The organism is Rhizobium sp. AN68 (assembly GCF_030758035.1).
Classification (GTDB): domain Bacteria; phylum Pseudomonadota; class Alphaproteobacteria; order Rhizobiales; family Rhizobiaceae; genus Agrobacterium; species Agrobacterium tumefaciens.
This window is the reverse complement of the sequence record NZ_JARWMI010000002.1, coordinates 1,494,030-1,511,823: the sequence shown is the minus strand read 5'-3', so window position 1 is coordinate 1,511,823 and position 17,794 is coordinate 1,494,030. Positions and strand designations below refer to the sequence as shown.

15 protein-coding genes are annotated in these 17,794 nt (G+C 57.4%); 1 reads left to right on the top strand and 14 read right to left on the bottom strand.

Going from position 1 to position 17,794, the window contains the following annotated elements:
• Window positions 1-4 precede the first annotated feature (4 nt).
• From RBH71_RS10365 to RBH71_RS10350, 4 genes are read right to left on the bottom strand one after another with little or no spacing between them, the layout of a single operon-like run.
• The gene (locus RBH71_RS10365; protein WP_003518264.1) at window positions 5-1,009 is read right to left on the bottom strand and encodes an ABC transporter permease; all 1,005 of its coding nucleotides are present in this window, start codon (window positions 1,007-1,009) and stop codon (window positions 5-7) included.
• A complete protein-coding gene (locus tag RBH71_RS10360) occupies window positions 1,006-1,815 on the bottom strand; it encodes an ATP-binding cassette domain-containing protein (RefSeq protein ID WP_003518266.1) in 810 nt (269 codons plus the stop codon). Before RBH71_RS10360 ends, RBH71_RS10365 begins: the two co-directional genes overlap by 4 nt.
• Complete coding sequence (locus tag RBH71_RS10355; protein ID WP_003518267.1) at window positions 1,812-2,765, bottom strand: substrate-binding domain-containing protein; 954 nt, start codon at window positions 2,763-2,765, stop codon at window positions 1,812-1,814. The genes RBH71_RS10360 and RBH71_RS10355 overlap by 4 nt, the downstream gene beginning before the upstream one ends.
• A gap of 35 nt (window positions 2,766-2,800) precedes the next feature.
• Window positions 2,801-3,826, bottom strand: a complete 1,026-nt coding sequence (locus RBH71_RS10350) for a LacI family DNA-binding transcriptional regulator (RefSeq protein WP_035252703.1) — start codon at window positions 3,824-3,826, stop codon at window positions 2,801-2,803.
• Window positions 3,827-4,352: 526 nt separating this feature from the next.
• Between RBH71_RS10350 and RBH71_RS10345 the strand changes: the two genes are divergently transcribed.
• Window positions 4,353-4,640, top strand: coding sequence for a hypothetical protein (locus tag RBH71_RS10345; protein ID WP_003518273.1), 288 nt, complete (start codon window positions 4,353-4,355; stop codon window positions 4,638-4,640).
• Between the two features lie 111 nt (window positions 4,641-4,751).
• Here RBH71_RS10345 and RBH71_RS10340 read toward each other — a convergent pair whose 3' ends face one another.
• The 10 genes from RBH71_RS10340 to RBH71_RS10290 all read right to left on the bottom strand — a co-directional run bounded on the left by RBH71_RS10340 (window position 4,752) and on the right by RBH71_RS10290 (window position 17,704).
• Window positions 4,752-5,021 carry a DUF1488 domain-containing protein gene (locus tag RBH71_RS10340; protein ID WP_003518274.1) on the bottom strand — a complete coding sequence of 90 codons (270 nt, stop codon included), beginning with the start codon at window positions 5,019-5,021 and terminating at the stop codon, window positions 4,752-4,754.
• Between the two features lie 896 nt (window positions 5,022-5,917).
• Complete coding sequence (locus tag RBH71_RS10330; protein WP_162632381.1) at window positions 5,918-7,870, bottom strand: putative bifunctional diguanylate cyclase/phosphodiesterase; 1,953 nt, start codon at window positions 7,868-7,870, stop codon at window positions 5,918-5,920.
• A 74-nt stretch (window positions 7,871-7,944) separates the two neighbouring features.
• A complete protein-coding gene (locus RBH71_RS10325; RefSeq protein WP_003518277.1) occupies window positions 7,945-9,642 on the bottom strand; it encodes an acyltransferase in 1,698 nt (565 codons plus the stop codon).
• Window positions 9,639-11,513: a DUF2264 domain-containing protein gene (locus RBH71_RS10320; RefSeq protein ID WP_323687270.1), complete on the bottom strand. Its 1,875-nt coding sequence runs from the start codon at window positions 11,511-11,513 to the stop codon at window positions 9,639-9,641. The genes RBH71_RS10325 and RBH71_RS10320 overlap by 4 nt, the downstream gene beginning before the upstream one ends.
• 69 nt (window positions 11,514-11,582) lie before the next feature.
• Entirely contained in the window at window positions 11,583-12,863 is a 1,281-nt protein-coding gene (locus RBH71_RS10315) for an ABC transporter substrate-binding protein (RefSeq protein WP_416349311.1), read from the bottom strand.
• A 47-nt stretch (window positions 12,864-12,910) separates the two neighbouring features.
• Window positions 12,911-13,615, bottom strand: a complete 705-nt coding sequence (locus tag RBH71_RS10310; protein WP_003518282.1) for a DUF624 domain-containing protein — start codon at window positions 13,613-13,615, stop codon at window positions 12,911-12,913.
• Between the two features lie 19 nt (window positions 13,616-13,634).
• On the bottom strand, window positions 13,635-14,744 hold the full coding sequence (locus RBH71_RS10305) for an ABC transporter ATP-binding protein (RefSeq protein ID WP_003518284.1): 1,110 nt from the start codon (window positions 14,742-14,744) through the stop codon (window positions 13,635-13,637).
• A gap of 13 nt (window positions 14,745-14,757) precedes the next feature.
• On the bottom strand, window positions 14,758-15,930 hold the full coding sequence (locus RBH71_RS10300; protein ID WP_003518286.1) for a glycoside hydrolase family 88 protein: 1,173 nt from the start codon (window positions 15,928-15,930) through the stop codon (window positions 14,758-14,760).
• A 4-nt stretch (window positions 15,931-15,934) separates the two neighbouring features.
• Window positions 15,935-16,771, bottom strand: coding sequence for a carbohydrate ABC transporter permease (locus tag RBH71_RS10295; protein ID WP_003518288.1), 837 nt, complete (start codon window positions 16,769-16,771; stop codon window positions 15,935-15,937).
• A gap of 3 nt (window positions 16,772-16,774) precedes the next feature.
• The gene (locus RBH71_RS10290; protein WP_236759678.1) at window positions 16,775-17,704 is read right to left on the bottom strand and encodes a carbohydrate ABC transporter permease; all 930 of its coding nucleotides are present in this window, start codon (window positions 17,702-17,704) and stop codon (window positions 16,775-16,777) included.
• Window positions 17,705-17,794: the final 90 nt, after the last annotated feature.

Here is a 17,794-nt window from a genome sequence, read left to right as displayed (position 1 = left end):
GGCCTCAACCCTTTTTTCTGGAACCCAAGCGGAAGTTGGTGGTGAAGATGCGTGTGTTGAGCCAGATAGCGGCAAGAATGATCGCGCCCGTGACAATCTGTGTGAAAAAGGGTGAAATATGCATCAGGATCAGCCCGTTGCCGATCACGGCAATGGTCATGGTGCCAAGCACGGAGCCGAGAATGGTTCCGCGTCCGCCCATCAACGATGTACCGCCAAGCACAACCGCTGCCACGACTTGCAGCTCAAAGCCGACAGCAGCATTGGAGGAACCCGAGCCGAGGCGTGACGCGATCAGCAGCCCAGCGATTGCGGATGCCACGCCTGCGACCAGATAGACCGATGCAAGGATCCATTTTGCCGGCATACCCACACGACGGGCAGCCTCCAGATTGGAGCCTACCGCCACGACCCGGCGTCCGTAGCGGGTGGACGAAATGACCACATAGGCCACGACAGTGATGAGGATACCGATCAGCGCCGGCACCGGGAAACCGAACAGGTCTCCGCGACCGAGAAAAAAGAAGCCGGGCGCATCCGGAATAGGCACCGAATACCCTTGGGTGATATAGAGTGCGACCCCTCGAAGGATGGACAAGCCTGCGAGCGTGACGATGAAGGCCGGAATGCCCTGATAGGCAATGAACCAGCCCTGCAAGAGACCAAGCACGGCGCCGAGCATGAGCATGGCGACCAGCACCAGAGGCCAGGGATAGCCCGCCGCCATGAGGATGGCACCGACGGCGTTGATCAGCGCAACCATGGAGCCGACCGACAGGTCGATGCCGCCGGTGATGATGACAAGCGTCATGGCGACGGAAACGATGAGGATGGGAGCGGCCTGACGCACGACGTTCAGCAGGTTGCCTGCCGTCAGGAACGTATCCGTGCTTACGGCAAAGAACAGCATGCAGGCGATGAAAAAGGCCGTTATGGACAAGACCTGCGCGTTTTCGGCGATGAAATCGGCGACGGGTGAGCCCTTGGCGCGTTCAGTGTAGACGGTCAATGGCGACCTCCCACGATCAGTTTGACGAGGTCTTCGAGGCTGGTTTCGTTGATCTGCCGTTCGGCGACCTTCGTTCCCTCGTACATGACGGCGATGCGATCACACACGCGGAACAGATCCTGAAGACGATGAGTGATGAGGATGACGGAGACGCCCTTGGCCTTGACCCGGTTGATCAACGCCAGAACGGCCTCCACCTCTGCCACGGCAAGCGCCGAAGTGGGTTCGTCCATGATCAGGACCTTGGGATTGAAGGACGCCGCACGGGCGATTGCGATTGCCTGCCGCTGTCCGCCGGAGAGTTTTTCCACCTTGGCCGTCAACCTTGGAATACGGATTTCCAGCGCATCCAGCATCTTGCGGGCCTCGGCCAACATCGTCTGCCGGTCGAGGAACGGACCCTTGGTGATCTCGCGCCCAAGAAACAGGTTGCCGATCACGTCTATATGGTCACAGAGGCTCAAATCCTGAAAGACCATCTCGATATTGCGATTGCGCGCATCGGCGGGACCGGAGAAACGGACCTCTTCCCCCTCGAGCGTAATGGATCCTTCATCCGGAATGTAGGTTCCGGAAATAACCTTCGTCAGCGTCGATTTTCCAGCCGCGTTGTCACCGACAAGGCCCAGGCATTCACCGGGATAGATGTCGAGATCGACGCCGCGCAGCGCCTGATGTGAACCGAAGGTTTTTACGATACCGCGAAGCGAGACGCGCGGTTCTCGCGCCGCACCGGAGAGATGCTGGGGGAGAATATCTCCCCCAGCGCCGGTGACAGCGGTTGGGTGCTGTCCGCCGGCGATCATTTGAAGACCGCCCGGTAGGGCTCGACATTGGCCTTGGTGACGATGGTCACCGGCACGGCAATCGTCTTTTCGACACTGCCGCCATCAGAAACGGTCTTCAGCGCCTTGACGGCCGCAGCACCCATGGCCGCCGGGTCCTGCTGGATGACACCCGCGACATAACCAGCGTCGATGCCAGCGATCGCCTGCTTGGTCAGATCCCAGCCGAAGACCTTGATGTCCTTCTGCTTGCTCTGGCTTTCGACGGCAGCGACGGCGCCGAGAAGGGCCGGTTCACCCGTTGCGTAGATTGCGGTCATATCCGGATTGCCAGTTATGAGGTTTTCCGCTGCGGAAAGAGCCGTATCCTGCACGTTCTGTCCGTCAACGACGCCGGCCGCCGTGATGCCGGGATGATCCTTGAGCGTGTCCTCAAAGCCCTTCTGACGGATATTCTGGATGAAAGAGTTGAGGGCCCCGACGACGCCGATCTTGGCCTTGCCGCCCATGTCTGACTTCACATAGTCGACGAAGAACTTGCCCATGTCGGCACCAGCCTTGGCATTGTCGACGCCAATCTGTGCCTTCTGAGGCCCTTCGGGCAATATTGCGTCGATAGCGACCACTGGGATGTTCGCTTCGGCGGCCTGCTTTACCGCAGGCATGATGCCGTTGACATCAATGGCAACGACCGCGATCCCATCGACCTTCTGCTGGATATAGGTCTCGATGGCGCTGTTTTGCGCAGCCGGATCGTTATTGGCATTGAAGATGACGAGCTTGACGCCCGCTTCCTTTGCCGCCTTTTCCGCACCCTTGTTCATGTCGTTGAAAAAGATGGCCTGCTGGTTGATCTGCACCAGGGCTATCGTCTTTTCCGCGGCACCGGCAATGCCGGCGGAAAGCGTCGCCCCGGCCAGAACGGTGGCGGCAAGGGCTGCGGAGAAATATCTGCGTTTGATTATTGTCATTTGCGTTCTTCCTCTGTTGGTTTTGTCCGTCGCAATTATTGTTTCGACGGCGGCGCAACGGAGCTCCGCACGACGATTTCTACGGGAAGCAGCTCTTCCGGATGGGCCGGAGTTTCCTGTTCCCAATTGGTTTCGGCGAGCAACGACAGGGCGCGCTGGCCAATGGCCCTGACCGGCTGGCGAATGGCGGTAAGCGGCGGATCGAACAGATGCAGCGGGCCGACATCGTCGAAGCCGATCATCGATACGTCCTGCGGAATGCGCACACCCTGCGCCCGCAAGACTTCAATCATCCCGATGGCGATTTCGTCGGAGCTGGCGAAAATTGCCGTGGCGGGACGGCCTTCGGAAAGAAAACGCAAGGCCGCCTCGCGACCGAACTCCGCAGTATAGTCGCCGCAATAACGCATGATCGACGGCTCGCAGCCGCAATGTGTCCGCAACGCTGCCTCCAACCCAAGGAAACGCCGCTGCGTGCTGAGCATTTCTGCCGGGCCGCCGACATAAAGCACACGTTCGTGGCCATATCCGGCAAGGTGTTCGCCAGCCAGGCGGCCGCCCTGTTCATTATCACAGAACAGCTTCGGCACGGATGCCCCACTGACGTCTTCATCGACCACAACGACTTTGCCGGTGGCGCTGATAAGCTCGGCAAGCTCGTCCGTATCGGGGTGGTTGGTAACGAAGACCAGCCCGTCGACATGGTTGCGGGCAAGAAGCCGCAGATAGGACAGTTCGCGTCCCGGCCGGTTCAACGTTGCGAAAAGCGATACGGCAAGACCGCGCCTGTCTGCCTCCTCTTCCACTGCTGCAACCAGCATGCCGAAGAACGGGTTGCCGATATCGGGAACGACGAGACCGATCGTATCGGAGCGCCCACGGCTCAGACGCCGGGCATGCGGGTTAGGAACATAGTTGAGCTGGCGAATGGCGTCTTCGATGCGGGCCTTCGTGTCCGCAGGCAATTCCAGCGAGCCGTTGAGCAGCCGCGACACCGTGGCGACGGAAACACCCGCCGTGCGGGCAACATCCTTCAGACTAGCCGCACGATTTGGCGCCATCATTCTTCCCGTTCCTGTTCCCGTGGGCCTTTGGCCTCTTGATAGGCTTGTAAAGCGATTTACTAAACCGGTTTACAAGGAAATCCAAAACTTGCCCCCTGTCAAGATCATTTGGTGAGGCATTCGAATTTTGGCATATCGGAGACTTTTGCGGCCTTCCGGCGGACAAAGGCCTCGCAGGAAGAGTGACGGCGCTCCTCGCCTTCACATAGAGGGGTCTTCGATCAGCACCTCTGATTATCAGGATTGTTTCATTGCTAAACGATTGAAACGGGTCCAATGTGTTTGTTCCAGCAGCTATAGTACGGGCGCTGCTGTTTAAGGGTTGAATACCCTGGCCCCGACAAAGGAGGACGCCATGTCTTCCATATTCCACCAACCGACAAAACAGAATCTCGCAACGCTGGCTGGCTACGGCTTGTCTGCGGCAAGTGTGGCGCTGATCGTTTACATCCTGATCGGCGCATAGTTGCGATAACCGGCTGTAACTGTGCAGGTTTTAACGCAACGGAACGCGGTGTTGGACATGATCGAAAGAACCACAGAGACCGAAATCACATTCACGCATCCGTTCCGTCTGGAGGCCCTTTCGGAACCCTTGGGAGCGGGCACTTATCGCCTGGTCATAGACGAGGAATTGATAGAGGGCCTCAGCTTCACGGCGTATCGCCGCGTGGGAACCCATCTAGAGATTCCCGCGATCGCTGTCGCCATGAACCGCCGACAGTTCCTTCAGGTGTCACCGACTGAAATCGATGATGCATTGGCTCGCGGTGTCGCAACCGTAGACGTCGGCCCGCGCGCCATTCCATGATCCCGCAATGGTCGCGCATTTCCTAAAGTGCGTAGCAGTTTTACGCCCGGAAAATGCGTAAAAACAAATAGCGAGAGCACGTCAGACAATTTTGTCTAAACAGGATGTGCTCTAGCCGAAGTCGGAAGGCGTCAGGACGTTCAGATTGCGCCGGTACTTGGCATACACCTTCTTGGCAGCCTCGTAGATCGGCGTGCGCATTGCGTCAAAAGACGAAAGGCATTGGGCTTCCGACATGCCTGTTGCATGCACGCCGCCCTTGGCGAGTGCAGCGGCTTCGACAAAAAACCGGATTTCGAACATGCCGTCATGGCCGAAAAACCGCACAGCTTTACGCACGTCGTCAAAACTGCGGGCCGAGTTGGGGAAAGCCAGTGTCATGCTTCACACCTGCTGCGTTCTTCCCTTCGCAAAACGTTGCGACGATTGAGTGAAAGCATGCCATCGGTTGCTTCCGATATGCTGAGTTCGCTCAGCCTGCGGCCACCCACCCGTACCGGTACACCGGTGAATACATGATATATGGTCCAGGTTTGATCCCTCTCGATCCTTCTTCCATATTGGGAGTCAAGCGTATCCGCTACGGAAGACCCGCCTTCGTTCTCCCAAACTTCGATCCTGAGCGCCTGGCGTCTTTGGTCTTTATAACTATTCATGGTCTTGCCTTTCATCCGAGGCTTCAGCGCGGCTTTGATCCGCGTGGAGCCGGTTTTATTCTACATTGCAACTGCTGCGTTCCTGTTTCTCGGTCGAAAGTCCCTATCGATCGGAGTGGTGCTTGAGCCAGACATCCCTAAGGACTAAATGCGGTGTCGTGTCCGGGTGGTACCAAGAAAATCCAGGAGCGAAACGACCAGATGCCATGAAATGGCACTGGAGAAATGCAGATGGTCTGCGTTGTGCAACTGATGGCAGCGTAATCGCCCGTCAACCTGCATGCTCGTGACGCAACAGGTGACATCTCGGTGATTACCGCAAAGAAATACGGCACCGTCAGCGCAAACGTTCACTAAATGACAACGAAGAAGAGGCGGTGCCTCTCTGACACCGGGGAGCCGTGCTGCCAGCACAACGAAGCTTATACTGCGCCAGGATTGCGCGGAAAACAAGGCGGACGCTAAAACCTGCCAGGCAGACAAAGCAAACACGTCAATTCAAAGCACGCCTTTCTACGCCACGATAGAAGTCGCCGAGCCCTGTTTCCTGTCCTTCCCCGGATCAACATCAGCAGGCAGGCATCGCAGCCGGAAAATCGGGCCCGAAAAACCCAGGCCACTTCAGGCTGACAGGATCATGCGCTTTTTTTCCTGTCCGGAAAGAAACTCACGGACATCCTGTTCTCGTAGTGGCGCCGCATAGATATAACCCTGCACCAGCGTAGCACCGAGACCTTCAAGGGCCGCGAGTTCCTCCAGTGTTTCGACCCCTTCCACCACGCATTCCAGCCCCATGTCGCGGCTGAGCGTGAGCAGCGATTTAACGATTTTGTAGCTGGCTGGCTTTTCGTGCAGATCCGTGACGAAGCTGCGGTCAATCTTGATCTTGGTGAGGGGGAGAGCGTGCAGCCGTGTCAGGCTGGAATAACCGGTGCCGAAATCATCAAGCGAAATGCCGCAACCGAGCCGCCGCAGCATTTCGACCGATTGCCTGACCTGTTCGAAATCATGCGCAAAGGCCGTTTCGGTAATTTCAAGGTCAATACGTGTTGCGTCGAAGCCGCTGTTTTCGATGATGCCGATCAATGACAGCACGCCTTCGCAGGAATTGAGGTCATGGGCCGAGAGGTTGAAGGACAGTCTAAGGGATGGCTCCCATACCGATGCGGAAGCGAGAGCGGTTCGAAGAAGAGGCCGCGTCAGCGAGCTGACGATACCGGCCCGCTCGGCAATGGCGAAGAACTGGGCAGGCGGGACATGCCCAAGGACCGGGCTGTGCCAGCGCGCCAGTGCTTCAAAGCCCGCAGCTCTTCCATCGCGTATGTCGACGATCGGTTGGAACACGACTGAAAGCTCGTTTTCTATCTCTTTCTGCTTGAGCAGATGTTCGATACGAGCTTCGATATTGATCTGCTTTTCGTGCTCCGCATCGAAGAGGACGGCATCGCCGCGCCGGGTTTTCTTGGCGTGATACAACGCATAGTCCGCACGGTCGAAAAGTTGCTCAAGCGTCAGAGCAAGGCACGGAAATACGGCGATTCCCATGGAAGCAGCGACATGCACAGTCCCCTCGGGAAGATGATAGGCCTCCCTCAACCGTTCCGAGATCACGTTCGCATTTGCAACGAGTTGTGCATCGTCAGGTATGATGGGGGCAACGATCGCAAATTCGTCTCCGCCAAGTCTAAATGCCCTGCTGGTCGTCAGAGTATCTGTGAGACGTTTGCTGACGCTGACGAGCAACCTGTCGCCCACGGAATGGCCGTAAAGGTCGTTAACCGGCTTGAACCCATCGAGATCGATAACGCCCAGCGCCAGCCGCGTTCCCGCCACCCTTGCTTTCTCGATCTCGGCTTCCAGATGGGCGAAAAAGGCGCGGCGGTTAGGCAGTTCCGTCAGGCTGTCAATATTGGCAAGCAGCAGGTTCTCATTGTTCAGCGCTTCCGTGCGCTGCTGCGAAACAATCATGCGCTCGAAATTGCGGTAGTTGGTCAACAGGATGGACATCATGCCCGCACAGACCAACAGAACATTGATGGCAATGGCGATGAATGTCGGTTGCTGTGAGGCCAAAAAAAAGATGACGAAGGCGCCGTTGACGATGGCCGTGACCATGAACGCCGCCGAACGCACATACATCAGACAGAAGATGCAGGATATGACGGTAATCGCCATGTAGAAGGCGACGTGGGATTGCGTATAGGCATCCCCATACGGCACCAGCAGAAAAGACCAGAGCGTAAATACCACGGCAATGCCGGCCGCCAGGCGATTTGTGCGCTGAAGCGCTGCATGAGCCACCTTCGGCGCGGGATCGATACCGCGGGTCCTCCACCAGAACGCGATCCTGACGGTGCAGCCGAGTGTAAAAAAAGCCGGAATTCCAATGGTGAGCCAAAACGGCGCCAGTTGCAGATGTGTAGTCGCCAGCGCCCATGTACTTGAAATCAGTATGAAATACATCATCGGCATCTGCCGGGTGAAGGCGCGATATTGCGCTTTCACCAGGTCCGGATTGTCGGACCGGACAGACATAAAATCAAGCAATTTCTGTTTGGCGTTTGTTATGTTCATTTGCACGACTCATCGAGTACAGAGTCGGTTGTTTAGCAAGTCCGTCTTACATCATCGGAAATACACAAGGTAAATCAAGAGGAAATGAAATCAACTCCAAGATGTGCATTCATATTTGTACATAATCTGCGGCAGCCGCCGAGGATTTCCACTGGTTCAAAGCGATGAATGCCTCTCGGTTGGAATGGCAGAAGCTGTTGTTCACCGAGGAGCCTCGCCGAAAGCCAGAGAACAGACATCCACATTTCTGTGCCTTGTAGTCCGGAAGGATGCCCTTCCGCGAAGGCAAATCCGCTGCCTTTCTGCCAGCGCCCCCTATTGCGTCTCAGAACTTCACGGGCGATCTCTTTTGCCTCGTCCCGCCTGTGATCCGTCTGTTTCAGGCAGAGAAGCAGGGGATGGACCGTATCGAGCAGGTTGCAGGCGTTAAACTCCGTACCCTGAAAACCGCCATAGGCGCGATAATTGGCGATGACCGAGTCGACTGCCGCTTCCGGATAGGGAACGGGCAGGCCGAACTGGGCGTAAGAGCCGCGGGTGAGGCGGTAAAAGCCGTTGACCGGTTGCAGCAGGCCCTGCTCGGTCGTCGCGTCACCCCAGAGACCGGTAGTTCTGTCCGCATTCACCATCAGCCAGCCAAATAGTACGGCGAGATTGTCGCCGGATACGAAGTAGCGCCGGTTGAAATAAAGCGCGGTGGAGATGGCGTCGATAGTAGCGCCGCAATGCCATGCCCGGTTTTGCCAGGGGAGTTCTTCCAGAAGAAGAATGAGGGCGTCGGCACGCATCTCCTCCACGAAAGCAATCTGCTGTTTCGGGGCGGCGCCAAGACATTCGAGCGCATATCCGACAGCCAGAATATTGTAGAGGACCGTTGGGTCCTGTTCCGGCGGCGATGAAGGGCGGCGGTTGGCAGAGAAAAACAGTCCTGTTTGGGTATCCTGCATAGCATGAAGGCCAGCCACGGTTCTTTCGACGTCGAAGGCGGTCTCTTGCTGCCCGAAGGCTGCGGCGATCTCGATAGCATCACACAGATGCCTGGCGTTTTCGACCTCATGTCCGGATGCATCGGCTGAACGATAGGAGCCCCCCTCATCATAGGAGCGAATGGCGGCAAGCCAGTCGCCGGCAATTTCCTCGCCGAGTTCTCGCAACAGGCGATCGGTTTCAGGCACCTTGGGCGTATCTGCCTTTTCCCCGCGATATTTCAGAACCCGGGCGGGAACACCACCGGCAACGGCCAAGGCGGGAACGTCTTTCGCCACCACCGCGCCCGCGGCAATAATCGCTCCGCGCCCTATCTTCACGCCGTCCAGCACGACTGCGTTGGCGCCGATCCAGACATCGTCGCCGATATCTATGCCGAGCGAGGTCAACGGCTGGCGATAGATGGGGGTGTCGGTATCGTCAAAACCGTGATTGAAGCCGACGATGCTGACATGCGAGGCGATGCGCGCACCATTACCGATCTTCACCCTGCCGGAAAGGCAGGCATAGGGGTTGATCGAGACGTTTTCTCCAAGTTCGATATCACCGCGCACGATTGCGTAACCGGCAATCCAGGACTGCGCGCCCATCACCAGCCTGTCCGTATGCAACTCGGCTTTTGCGGCGATGTAGACGCCCTGCCCGAAACTGGCATTGGCCGAGCGCTCAAGACCGCGCAACAGCGCCTGATGGTCGGGACGGTCGATATCTTCCTGTTTTCGTTCCCAGGTCAGGATATTCAGCCGATCCAGCCGTTGGAAAACAGTCTGGGTTTCGTCTGTCATAATGGCAAGCCTGCACGGCTTTCATCGAGTGCAAAGGCGGAAACGCGACGTCCCTCAAGCCTGAACATCTCTTCCAGCGCGGTGAGATCGGGAGCATCCGGTAAGGTCACCAATGCCGCTTCTGCCGCCTTGCCGGCGGGTAGCGCCATGCAGGCCGTAACAAGCAGCGTTTCGCCTGATGGAACGGTGCCACGCAATTGCGGCACGAGGGTTCTGGCGTGGATGAGATTGGTGTTGGCAATGGCCTGATGGCACCGTCCTTCACGACGAGCCCCGAGCGAAAGATCGACAATGACGCTTGTGTCGCTTTGGCCGTAGCATACAGCGCGGCATTCTCCCGCTTCTGTTCGGTCACGGTTGAAATCGGCGCGCTCTATGGCAAATCCGCCTTCCGATGTTTGCAGCGCGCGTGGGGTCCGGATGCGGTGCAGCCTAATATGCCACGGATTATGCGGCACGAGCCAGGTCTCTATCTCCACACCCACCCATGGCCTCCAGCGGGAATAGAGGCAGTCTCCGGCAATCAATGCCTCTTCCATCGTCTCGCGCGTACGGAAGTGTACACCATCGTCGGAAAGACCGAGCATGCCGTCAAAAGCTGCGGCGGCAAAATGCCGGTCATCCGCCTCGACATTGAAGGCATAACGGGTGGAATAGACGAATTTCGAATATTTTTCCTGCGCGCCGCGCATCCTGTCGTGCTGCTGCCCCGAGGATAGAACAACGACGTTGCCGGGCGTATGGAAAGCAACCATGCCCGGTTCCGGCAATGAAACGGGTTCGGCGAATTCTTCTGATCTGGTCTCTTCCGCCGTCCAGAAGGGATGATCGGCGGGCAGCGCCAGCGGCAGGAAGAATTTGAGCGCCCAGTAGGGCGAGCAGGGAGAATTGTAGCTCTCGCTCATTAAAAGGTTCGGATAGCCGTATCCCACGGAAAGTACGCCATCGCGATCCGCGATCGGCCGCTTCGACCACCAGCGGATATGCCGCATGTAATAACCTTTGATCTCTGGCCATGGCAGCGCCTGCAAGCCGGAAAAGGCGAGTGCACCCCAGAAACCACCCGCCGCAAACCGGTATGTCTGGCTGCGCCCGAAGGCGAGCGAGGCCCCGTCCGGCCCGAACCAATGGCGCATGTCGCGGGCGAAAACTCTCGAGCGTTCGATGAGCCGTTTTTTTCTCGCCTCATCGTCTTTCGCAAGCACGGTATAGATCAGCCCATAAAAATGCATGGCGAAGGGAATATAGTGGTCGACACGCCGTACCGGCCCGTCACGATACCAGCCATTGCCGATATCAAATGCCTCTATTTCGTCGAGATATGCATGGGTCTTGGCCGTGTCGAATTCGACACCCACCCGCTCCAGCCCGAGATCGATCAGAACGCGGAAAAACTTCCAGTTATTATCGACGAATTCCCGCTCGCGCGCCGCCAGAAGGTAGACCGTGACGGTCTTTCTATCCGTTTCCGCAAGCGGCTCCCAGATGTGTTCGGGAACCATGGCGAGTGCAAAGCCTATTGCCGCCAGCTCCACCAATCGTTGGTGCCGGTCTGCGGTGTCACCCCAATATTCGGGGTGGGCCGGGTTGGTGCCATTGGCCAATCCGCGCCGGTAGAGATCCCAGTGCGGAAAGTCATAGCCGCCGGCGGCAAGGGGTACGATGCCCCATAACGGTCGGGCAAAGCCTTCCAGTTCGGCAGCCGGGTAATCAAATATCGCGCCTGTCGCGCCCAACTGCACGCGCGCGCCGCCCGCCGAAAAACAGGCAAGCAGCGGATTGAAGAGATCAATCACAGCCTTTGCGAGATCGTCCCTGCTTGAAAGCGGATTGTGAAAGAGCGGATTGGCTGCGGCGGTTTCATGGGGCACGGTGACGAATGTCCGGAATTCTTGGGCCAGGAAAAAGGCCGCAGGCTTTCCGCCTGCGGCCCATGGCAATTATTTGATGGCCTTGACGCCGTCATTCATGTCCTTGATGCCGTCATCGATCGAAATATTGTCGGTCATCAGTGCGTCATGGACACGGTTCAGAACGACTTCGATCTTGGCTGCATTCGGGTTGACCGCCATTTCCAGATAGGCCTTGCCCGCCTGCAACGCGTCCTTGCTGCCCTGATCCTGCGGGAAGCCCGGCAGCGATGCGATCTTCTCAGCCACATCGTCGGTTCGGAGTGCAGGGAAAGTGCCGGTGGAGGCAATGATGGCCGCTCCCTCAGGCCCGGTCACGAACTGAATGAAATCCAGCGCCGCTTCCTTATGGCCGGAATTGGTGTTGACCGACAGTCCGGCAATCTGCGCGGCCGTCGCACCTGCCGCCACGCCATCGGGATGGGGGAATTTCACGATACCCCAGTTGGCGCTTTTCGACTCGCCCGATTTCACCTTGGCGATCTGGGTTCCGACGAACCAGGTGCCCATCGGCAGCATGCCGATCGTTCCGTTGAAGAACAGCGCGGAGTAATGGGTATTGGATGTCTTCAGCGAGGCGTAGGACGGTATCGCGCCGGTCTTTTGCAGGGCAAGCGCACGCTCATACCAGGGTTTCAGGAACTCATAGTTTCCATCAACCAGCGTGTGTTTTCCATCCTGAATGCCGGGCAGTTGCACCGTCGAACGCCAAGTGTGCAACAGAGCGCCGTAAATGCGGTTCGCGCCCATGCCGCCCTTCAGCTTGCAGGCTGTTTCATCGAACTGCGCCCAGGTCATGTCATTGGTTGGATAAGGCACGCCTGCCTTGTCGAAAATATCCTTGTTGTAATAGACCACCCAGAAATCGGAGCGGAACGGCAGGGCGTATACCTTGCCGTCAATGGTCAGTTCCTCGATCAGGCCGCCATAGGGTGCCGTCTCGATCTTCTGATCCTTGATGAAGCCGCTGAGATCGGTGATGTTGCCGGCGCGGACCAGATTGGCGTATCCGGGAAAGTCCTTGATGGTAACGACGTCAATGTCCTTCGAGCCGCCAGTCAACTGCGTGGATATCATCTGCGTATAGTCCTGCGAGCCGAGGTCCACCACCTCGAACGTGACATTCGGATGCTTCTGCTTATAGGCCTCCATCAAGGGCTTGAAGTAAGCGCCCTTATCCAGATCCCATAGGGCCCATTTCAAGGTGACGGGGGCATCGCCCGCGGCGAATGCTGTTCCTCCCATACCCATGGCAATGCCGAGACCGGCGGTTGCCAGAGCAAATGCACGTCTGGTTGTTTTAAACTCCATAGCCCGTTTCTCCTTCCCTGACTGATGTCGTTTGATTTTGGTATGTCTTAAACGCCGCTCCCCGCCCGTTCTGATATCCGCAGGCGCGTTTGCGCGGCGACGTTTCTCGCCGCGAAACACAGGGCGAACATGCCGAGCGAAAAATTGATGGTTGCCGGCATAAACACGGACACCGGATAGAAGAGGATATGCGCGATCCAGAGCGCCGCGACGAAGCTGAGCGCCGCCAGCATCGGCCATGGTCTGGTGAGCGCCAGAAACGCCGCACGCCGCAGGGTCTGTAAAAGCGGCAAATCCTCCTTCGCCAGGACAACGGTGGCATAGGCGCAGAGAAGGGTGAGGAACAGTGTGACTGCGAGGCTGATCGCAAAAGGCACACTGTAGGCGAGTTGCGACCGGGCAGCATCGGCATAGCTGACAGTTGCGTAACCACCGCCACCGACCACCAGCGCTGCGAGAAGCACAAGCGCGGTGCCGCGCAGGGCGAATGTCCGCAAGGCTTCAAGGAAATCGCGCAGCAGATAGGTATTTTCGTCGTTCGAGAAAGAAACGCAGACGCGGCCCATGGCCAACATTGCTGCGGGCATCGTTACGACCGGCAGGCTGGCGATGATAAAGAGGAGGTTTAGCTTCACCATCTCCCACCATTCGCGTCTGATAATATCGAGGAACAGGGCGAGACCGGTAGGCGGCGGGGCGTTCTTGTCGATCCCGGCTCCTTCCTTCGTCCATAATCCTTCCAGCCATTGCATCGCTTTTCTCCCGGCCCGTTCAATAAAGGATCGATCGCTCGGTGGCGGGATCAAAGAGCTGCGCATTCGTCAGATCGGCCACCAGCTCAACGGGATCGCCGATCTTCGCCCGGAAGCGCGGTGAAACACGTGCGACGAGGTTTTGACCGCCCGAGATGAGATTGAGATGCACTTCCGATCCCATCGGCTCCGCCAATTCCACTGTCGCCTTGAAGGGAGAGACATTGGCGGCATCGATATCCGCCGGAGCAAATTCGTGGAAATTTTCAGGGCGAATGCCCAGAACGAGCTGTTTTCCTTCGTAGGGAAGTACACGCCCAGGATCGATACCTGCCGGCAGCGGCAATGGGTTGCCGTCGAATATGGCGATAAAGCCGTCGTCCTGGCGGTGCAGCGTCACCGGAAGCATGTTCATCTGCGGTGCGCCGATGAAACCTGCAACGAACATGTTAATCGGCCGGTCATATAGATTTTGGGGCGTATCCACCTGCTGGATATGGCCATCCTTCATCACCACGATGCGATCCGCCATGGTCATGGCCTCAACCTGATCGTGGGTCACATAAATGAAGGTGGCGTCCAGCCGCTTGTGAAGCTTGGAAATTTCCGACCGCATGGTGCCGCGCAGCTTGGCATCCAGATTGGAAAGCGGCTCATCGAGAAGAAAAACTTCCGGATTGCGCACCATCGCCCGGCCGAGCGCGACACGCTGGCGCTGGCCACCGGATAGCGCCTTGGGTTTGCGGTTCAGCAGGTGGGTGATGTCTAGAATTTTCGCCGCGTCCTTCACCTTCGTATCGATGAGGTCGCGCGGCGCTTTTCTAAGCTCGAGACCGAAGGCCATGTTCTTGTAGACGGTCATGTGCGGATAAAGCGCATAGTTCTGGAACACCATGGCGATGTCGCGGTCCTTGGAGGGCACATCGTTCATCACGTCTTCGCCGATGCGCAATTCGCCGCCGGAAATTTCCTCCAGCCCGGCAATCATCCGCAGGGTGGTGGATTTGCCGCATCCGGAAGGGCCAACCAGAATGATGAATTCCTTGTCGGCAATATCCAGATCGATATCGTGAACGACCTTGAGCGCGCCGTAGCTTTTATTGAGTTTTTTCAGGGAAATGCTTGCCATCTGTTCCTCGCGCTCACCAATAGGAAGACCAGTTGCGCGAAAGCCGGATCAGCGCTTCCAGATAATAATAATCACCCCAGGAGACGCACTCATCGACCCCTTCGCCCCGGCAGGTATTGTGGGCGGTTTTCTTGGAATAGGTGCCGTGCAGAAGCTGGCCGTTGGAGATCGCCGGGTCGCGGACCGAATAGTTGTCCATCAGGCTCTTCACCATGCGTCTCGCCAGCTCGCGATACTCCTTGGCCTTTTCCCGCGTTTCCAGCTCCGCCATTTCCAGCAGACCGCAGGCGACGATGGCCGCTGCCGAACTGTCGCGCGGCTCGTCATCGCCATCCGCAAAGACCAGGTCCCAATAGGGCACGAGATCATCAGGCAGGCGCTTCAGATAGAAGGCAAGAAGCCGCTCGAACGTTTCGCGATAGGCGGGAAGTCGCTCGTAGCGGTACGAAATGGCCATGCCGGCAATACCCCAGGCCTGTCCGCGCGCCCAGTAGCTCTCGTCGCTGTAGCCTTGCTTCGTCACGCCGCGCACCGGTGCGCCGGTCTCGGGGTCCATATAGAATGTATGATAGGTGGAATCGTCCGGCCGCACAGAGTGAGCGAGCGTGGTGCGGGCATGGGCAAGGGCGACGGTGCGATAATCTTCCCGGCCCGTTTCCCGGCTTGCCCAATAAAGCAGCGGCAGGTTCAGCAGGCAGTCGATGATGTAACGAAATTCGTTGGGATTATCCCGGCGACCCCAGGCCTGAATGAATTGACCAATCGGCTGGAACCGCTCCATCAGCTGATCGGCGGCCATCAGCGCCGCTCGTCTGCCATCCTCGTCACCCACCAGTTTCCATGCGGCGATGCAGGAGGGCGAATAGAGGAAACCCATATCATGATGGTCGGTCTCTATGCGGTTTTCGATCCGATGAAGAAAGCTCTGCACCTGAATTTGCGCCGCGTGCTGAAAGGTCCTGTCGCCGGTATGTTCGAAGGCGAGCCACATCTGTCCCGGCCAGAAACCGGCGGTCCATTGATCGTTGGCGACTGCGGGGTAAAAATTCTTCACGCTCGAGTGGTTCTGCGCCGCGTAGGTGAACTGCGGCAGATTGCGCCGGACCTGTGCGACGGCGGCTACGAGCGCGGCGTCGATTTCCGCAGCGGTGATCGGGTTCGGAACGGTCGTGGTCAAGTCGAACATGAAATCAACCCTTGAGGCCAGTGGAAGCGACGCCTTCGACGAAAAAGCGCTGCAATGCTAGGAAAACGATGAGAACCGGGATAAGCGCCACAACCGAGGCGGCCATGATCAACCCGTATTCCGCCGAATATTGCGAAATGAACATGCGCAGGCCGATCTGGATGGTCTTCAGCTCGGTCTTGGTGAGATAGATCATCGGCCCGAGGAAGTCGTTCCACGTCGTGACGAAGGTGAAGATCGTCAATGTGGAGAGCGCCGGCTTCGAGAGCGGCAGCATGATCTTTGCCCAGATCTGGTATTCGTTCATGCCATCGATACGGGCCGCTTCGCAAAGCTCGTTCGGAACCGACATGTAGAACTGCCGCATCAGGAAAACGCCGAAGGCGGTGAAGGCCTGCAGGAAAATCAGCGCGAGATGGGTGTTGTTGAGCCCGAATTCGCGCATCAGCAAAAACTGCGGCACCATATAGACCTGCCAGGGCATGGCGATGGTGGCGATATAGCCTAGAAACAGCGTGTTCTTGTAGGGAAAGTGCAGCTTGGCGAAGGCATAGGCGGCAAAGCTGGATGTCAGCAATTGCAGCAGCGTGACGATGATTGTCAGCTTCGATGTATTGTAGATGAACAGCGCCAGTGGGATTTTCGTCCAGATATCGACATAGTTCTCCCAGCGCGGCTGAGAAGGGATCCATTCGATCGGGAAGGCGAAGACATCGCGGCTGAGCTTCAGCGACGCCGACAGCATCCATGCGAACGGCAGGAGCATGACGATGGTGACGATAATCACCGTGAAATAGATGCCGATCGTGGTGGCGGGGATTTTCCGGCCCATGATACGCATGGCTCAATCCTCCCGCTGCCGTTTGAACTGGACGATAGTGACGATGAGAACGAGGAAGAACAGGACGAGGGCGATCATGCTGGAGTAACCGAGGTCCCAAGAAATGAAGGCTTCGTTGTAGATGTGATAGACCAGAACCAGCGTCGAGGTTCCCGGTCCGCCCTGCGTGATCATGTAGACCTGATCGAAAACCTTGAAGGACTGGATCGTCAGCATGACGGTGACGAAAAAAGTCGTCGGTGCGAGCTGCGGCAGGGTGACGTGGATGAATTTCTGCCAGGAATTGGCGCCATCAAGACCGGCCGCTTCATAAAGCTCGGAATTGATGCCCTGTAGCCCGGCGAGATAGATGACCATGTAGTAGCCCATGCTCTTCCACACGCCAAATAGGATGACGGTAACCATTGCCCAATGCCGGTCCGCCGCCCATCCCGGCATATCGGCGGGATCGAGACCGAGCGTATAGAGCAACATGTTGACCGGACCCATCTCCGGATTGAAAATCATGTTCCAGACGACGGCCACGGCAACCAGTGACGCCACATAGGGAAAGAACATCGCCGTGCGGAAGAAGTTGCGACCTAAGATTTTCTGGTTGAGCAGTATCGCGAGCCCCAGGGCGCAGGCAAGCGTGGCCGGCACCGATGCGACAGTGTAAATGACCGTGTTCCATAAGGCCGCGATGAAGGCCTTGTCCTCGAACAGCCGCCAGAAATTATCCAGGCCTGCAAAACGCATTGGATTGGAGCCGTCCCAATGCATGAAGGCGAGCACGAAGGCAAAAAGGATCGGTCCGAGCGTGAAAATCGCGAAACCGAGAAAATTGGGCGCAATAAAAGAATAGGCCACCAGCGCATTCTCGATCCGGCGTCGCCGCCTGGAGACGATGCGGACTTTTTTCCTGCGATACGGGGCCGCCTGCTTGTCGGACATGGTCGCGGTTGCGATTGCCACAGCCTACCTCCCATTGCTGCCGTTTCACCGCATCTCAGGTGTCGGCTGCTGCGTTTTCCATAACGGCGC

Excerpts from the sequence above, each read along its gene's own strand:
- RBH71_RS10310 (WP_003518282.1), bottom strand. The coding sequence starts at position 13,615 with ATGCAATGGCTGGAAGGATTATGGACGAAGGAAGGAGCCGGGATCGAC.
- RBH71_RS10315 (WP_416349311.1), bottom strand. The coding sequence starts at position 12,863 with ATGGAGTTTAAAACAACCAGACGTGCATTTGCTCTGGCAACCGCCGGT.
- RBH71_RS10325 (WP_003518277.1), bottom strand. The coding sequence starts at position 9,642 with ATGACAGACGAAACCCAGACTGTTTTCCAACGGCTGGATCGGCTGAAT.
- RBH71_RS10360 (WP_003518266.1), bottom strand. The coding sequence starts at position 1,815 with ATGATCGCCGGCGGACAGCACCCAACCGCTGTCACCGGCGCTGGGGGA.
- RBH71_RS10300 (WP_003518286.1), bottom strand. The coding sequence starts at position 15,930 with ATGTTCGACTTGACCACGACCGTTCCGAACCCGATCACCGCTGCGGAA.
- RBH71_RS10295 (WP_003518288.1), bottom strand. The coding sequence starts at position 16,771 with ATGCGTATCATGGGCCGGAAAATCCCCGCCACCACGATCGGCATCTAT.
- RBH71_RS10355 (WP_003518267.1), bottom strand. The coding sequence starts at position 2,765 with ATGACAATAATCAAACGCAGATATTTCTCCGCAGCCCTTGCCGCCACC.
- RBH71_RS10305 (WP_003518284.1), bottom strand. The coding sequence starts at position 14,744 with ATGGCAAGCATTTCCCTGAAAAAACTCAATAAAAGCTACGGCGCGCTC.
- RBH71_RS10345 (WP_003518273.1), top strand. The coding sequence starts at position 4,353 with ATGATCGAAAGAACCACAGAGACCGAAATCACATTCACGCATCCGTTC.
- RBH71_RS10290 (WP_236759678.1), bottom strand. The coding sequence starts at position 17,704 with ATGTCCGACAAGCAGGCGGCCCCGTATCGCAGGAAAAAAGTCCGCATC.
- RBH71_RS10340 (WP_003518274.1), bottom strand. The coding sequence starts at position 5,021 with ATGACACTGGCTTTCCCCAACTCGGCCCGCAGTTTTGACGACGTGCGT.
- RBH71_RS10350 (WP_035252703.1), bottom strand. The coding sequence starts at position 3,826 with ATGGCGCCAAATCGTGCGGCTAGTCTGAAGGATGTTGCCCGCACGGCG.
- RBH71_RS10330 (WP_162632381.1), bottom strand. The coding sequence starts at position 7,870 with ATGAACATAACAAACGCCAAACAGAAATTGCTTGATTTTATGTCTGTC.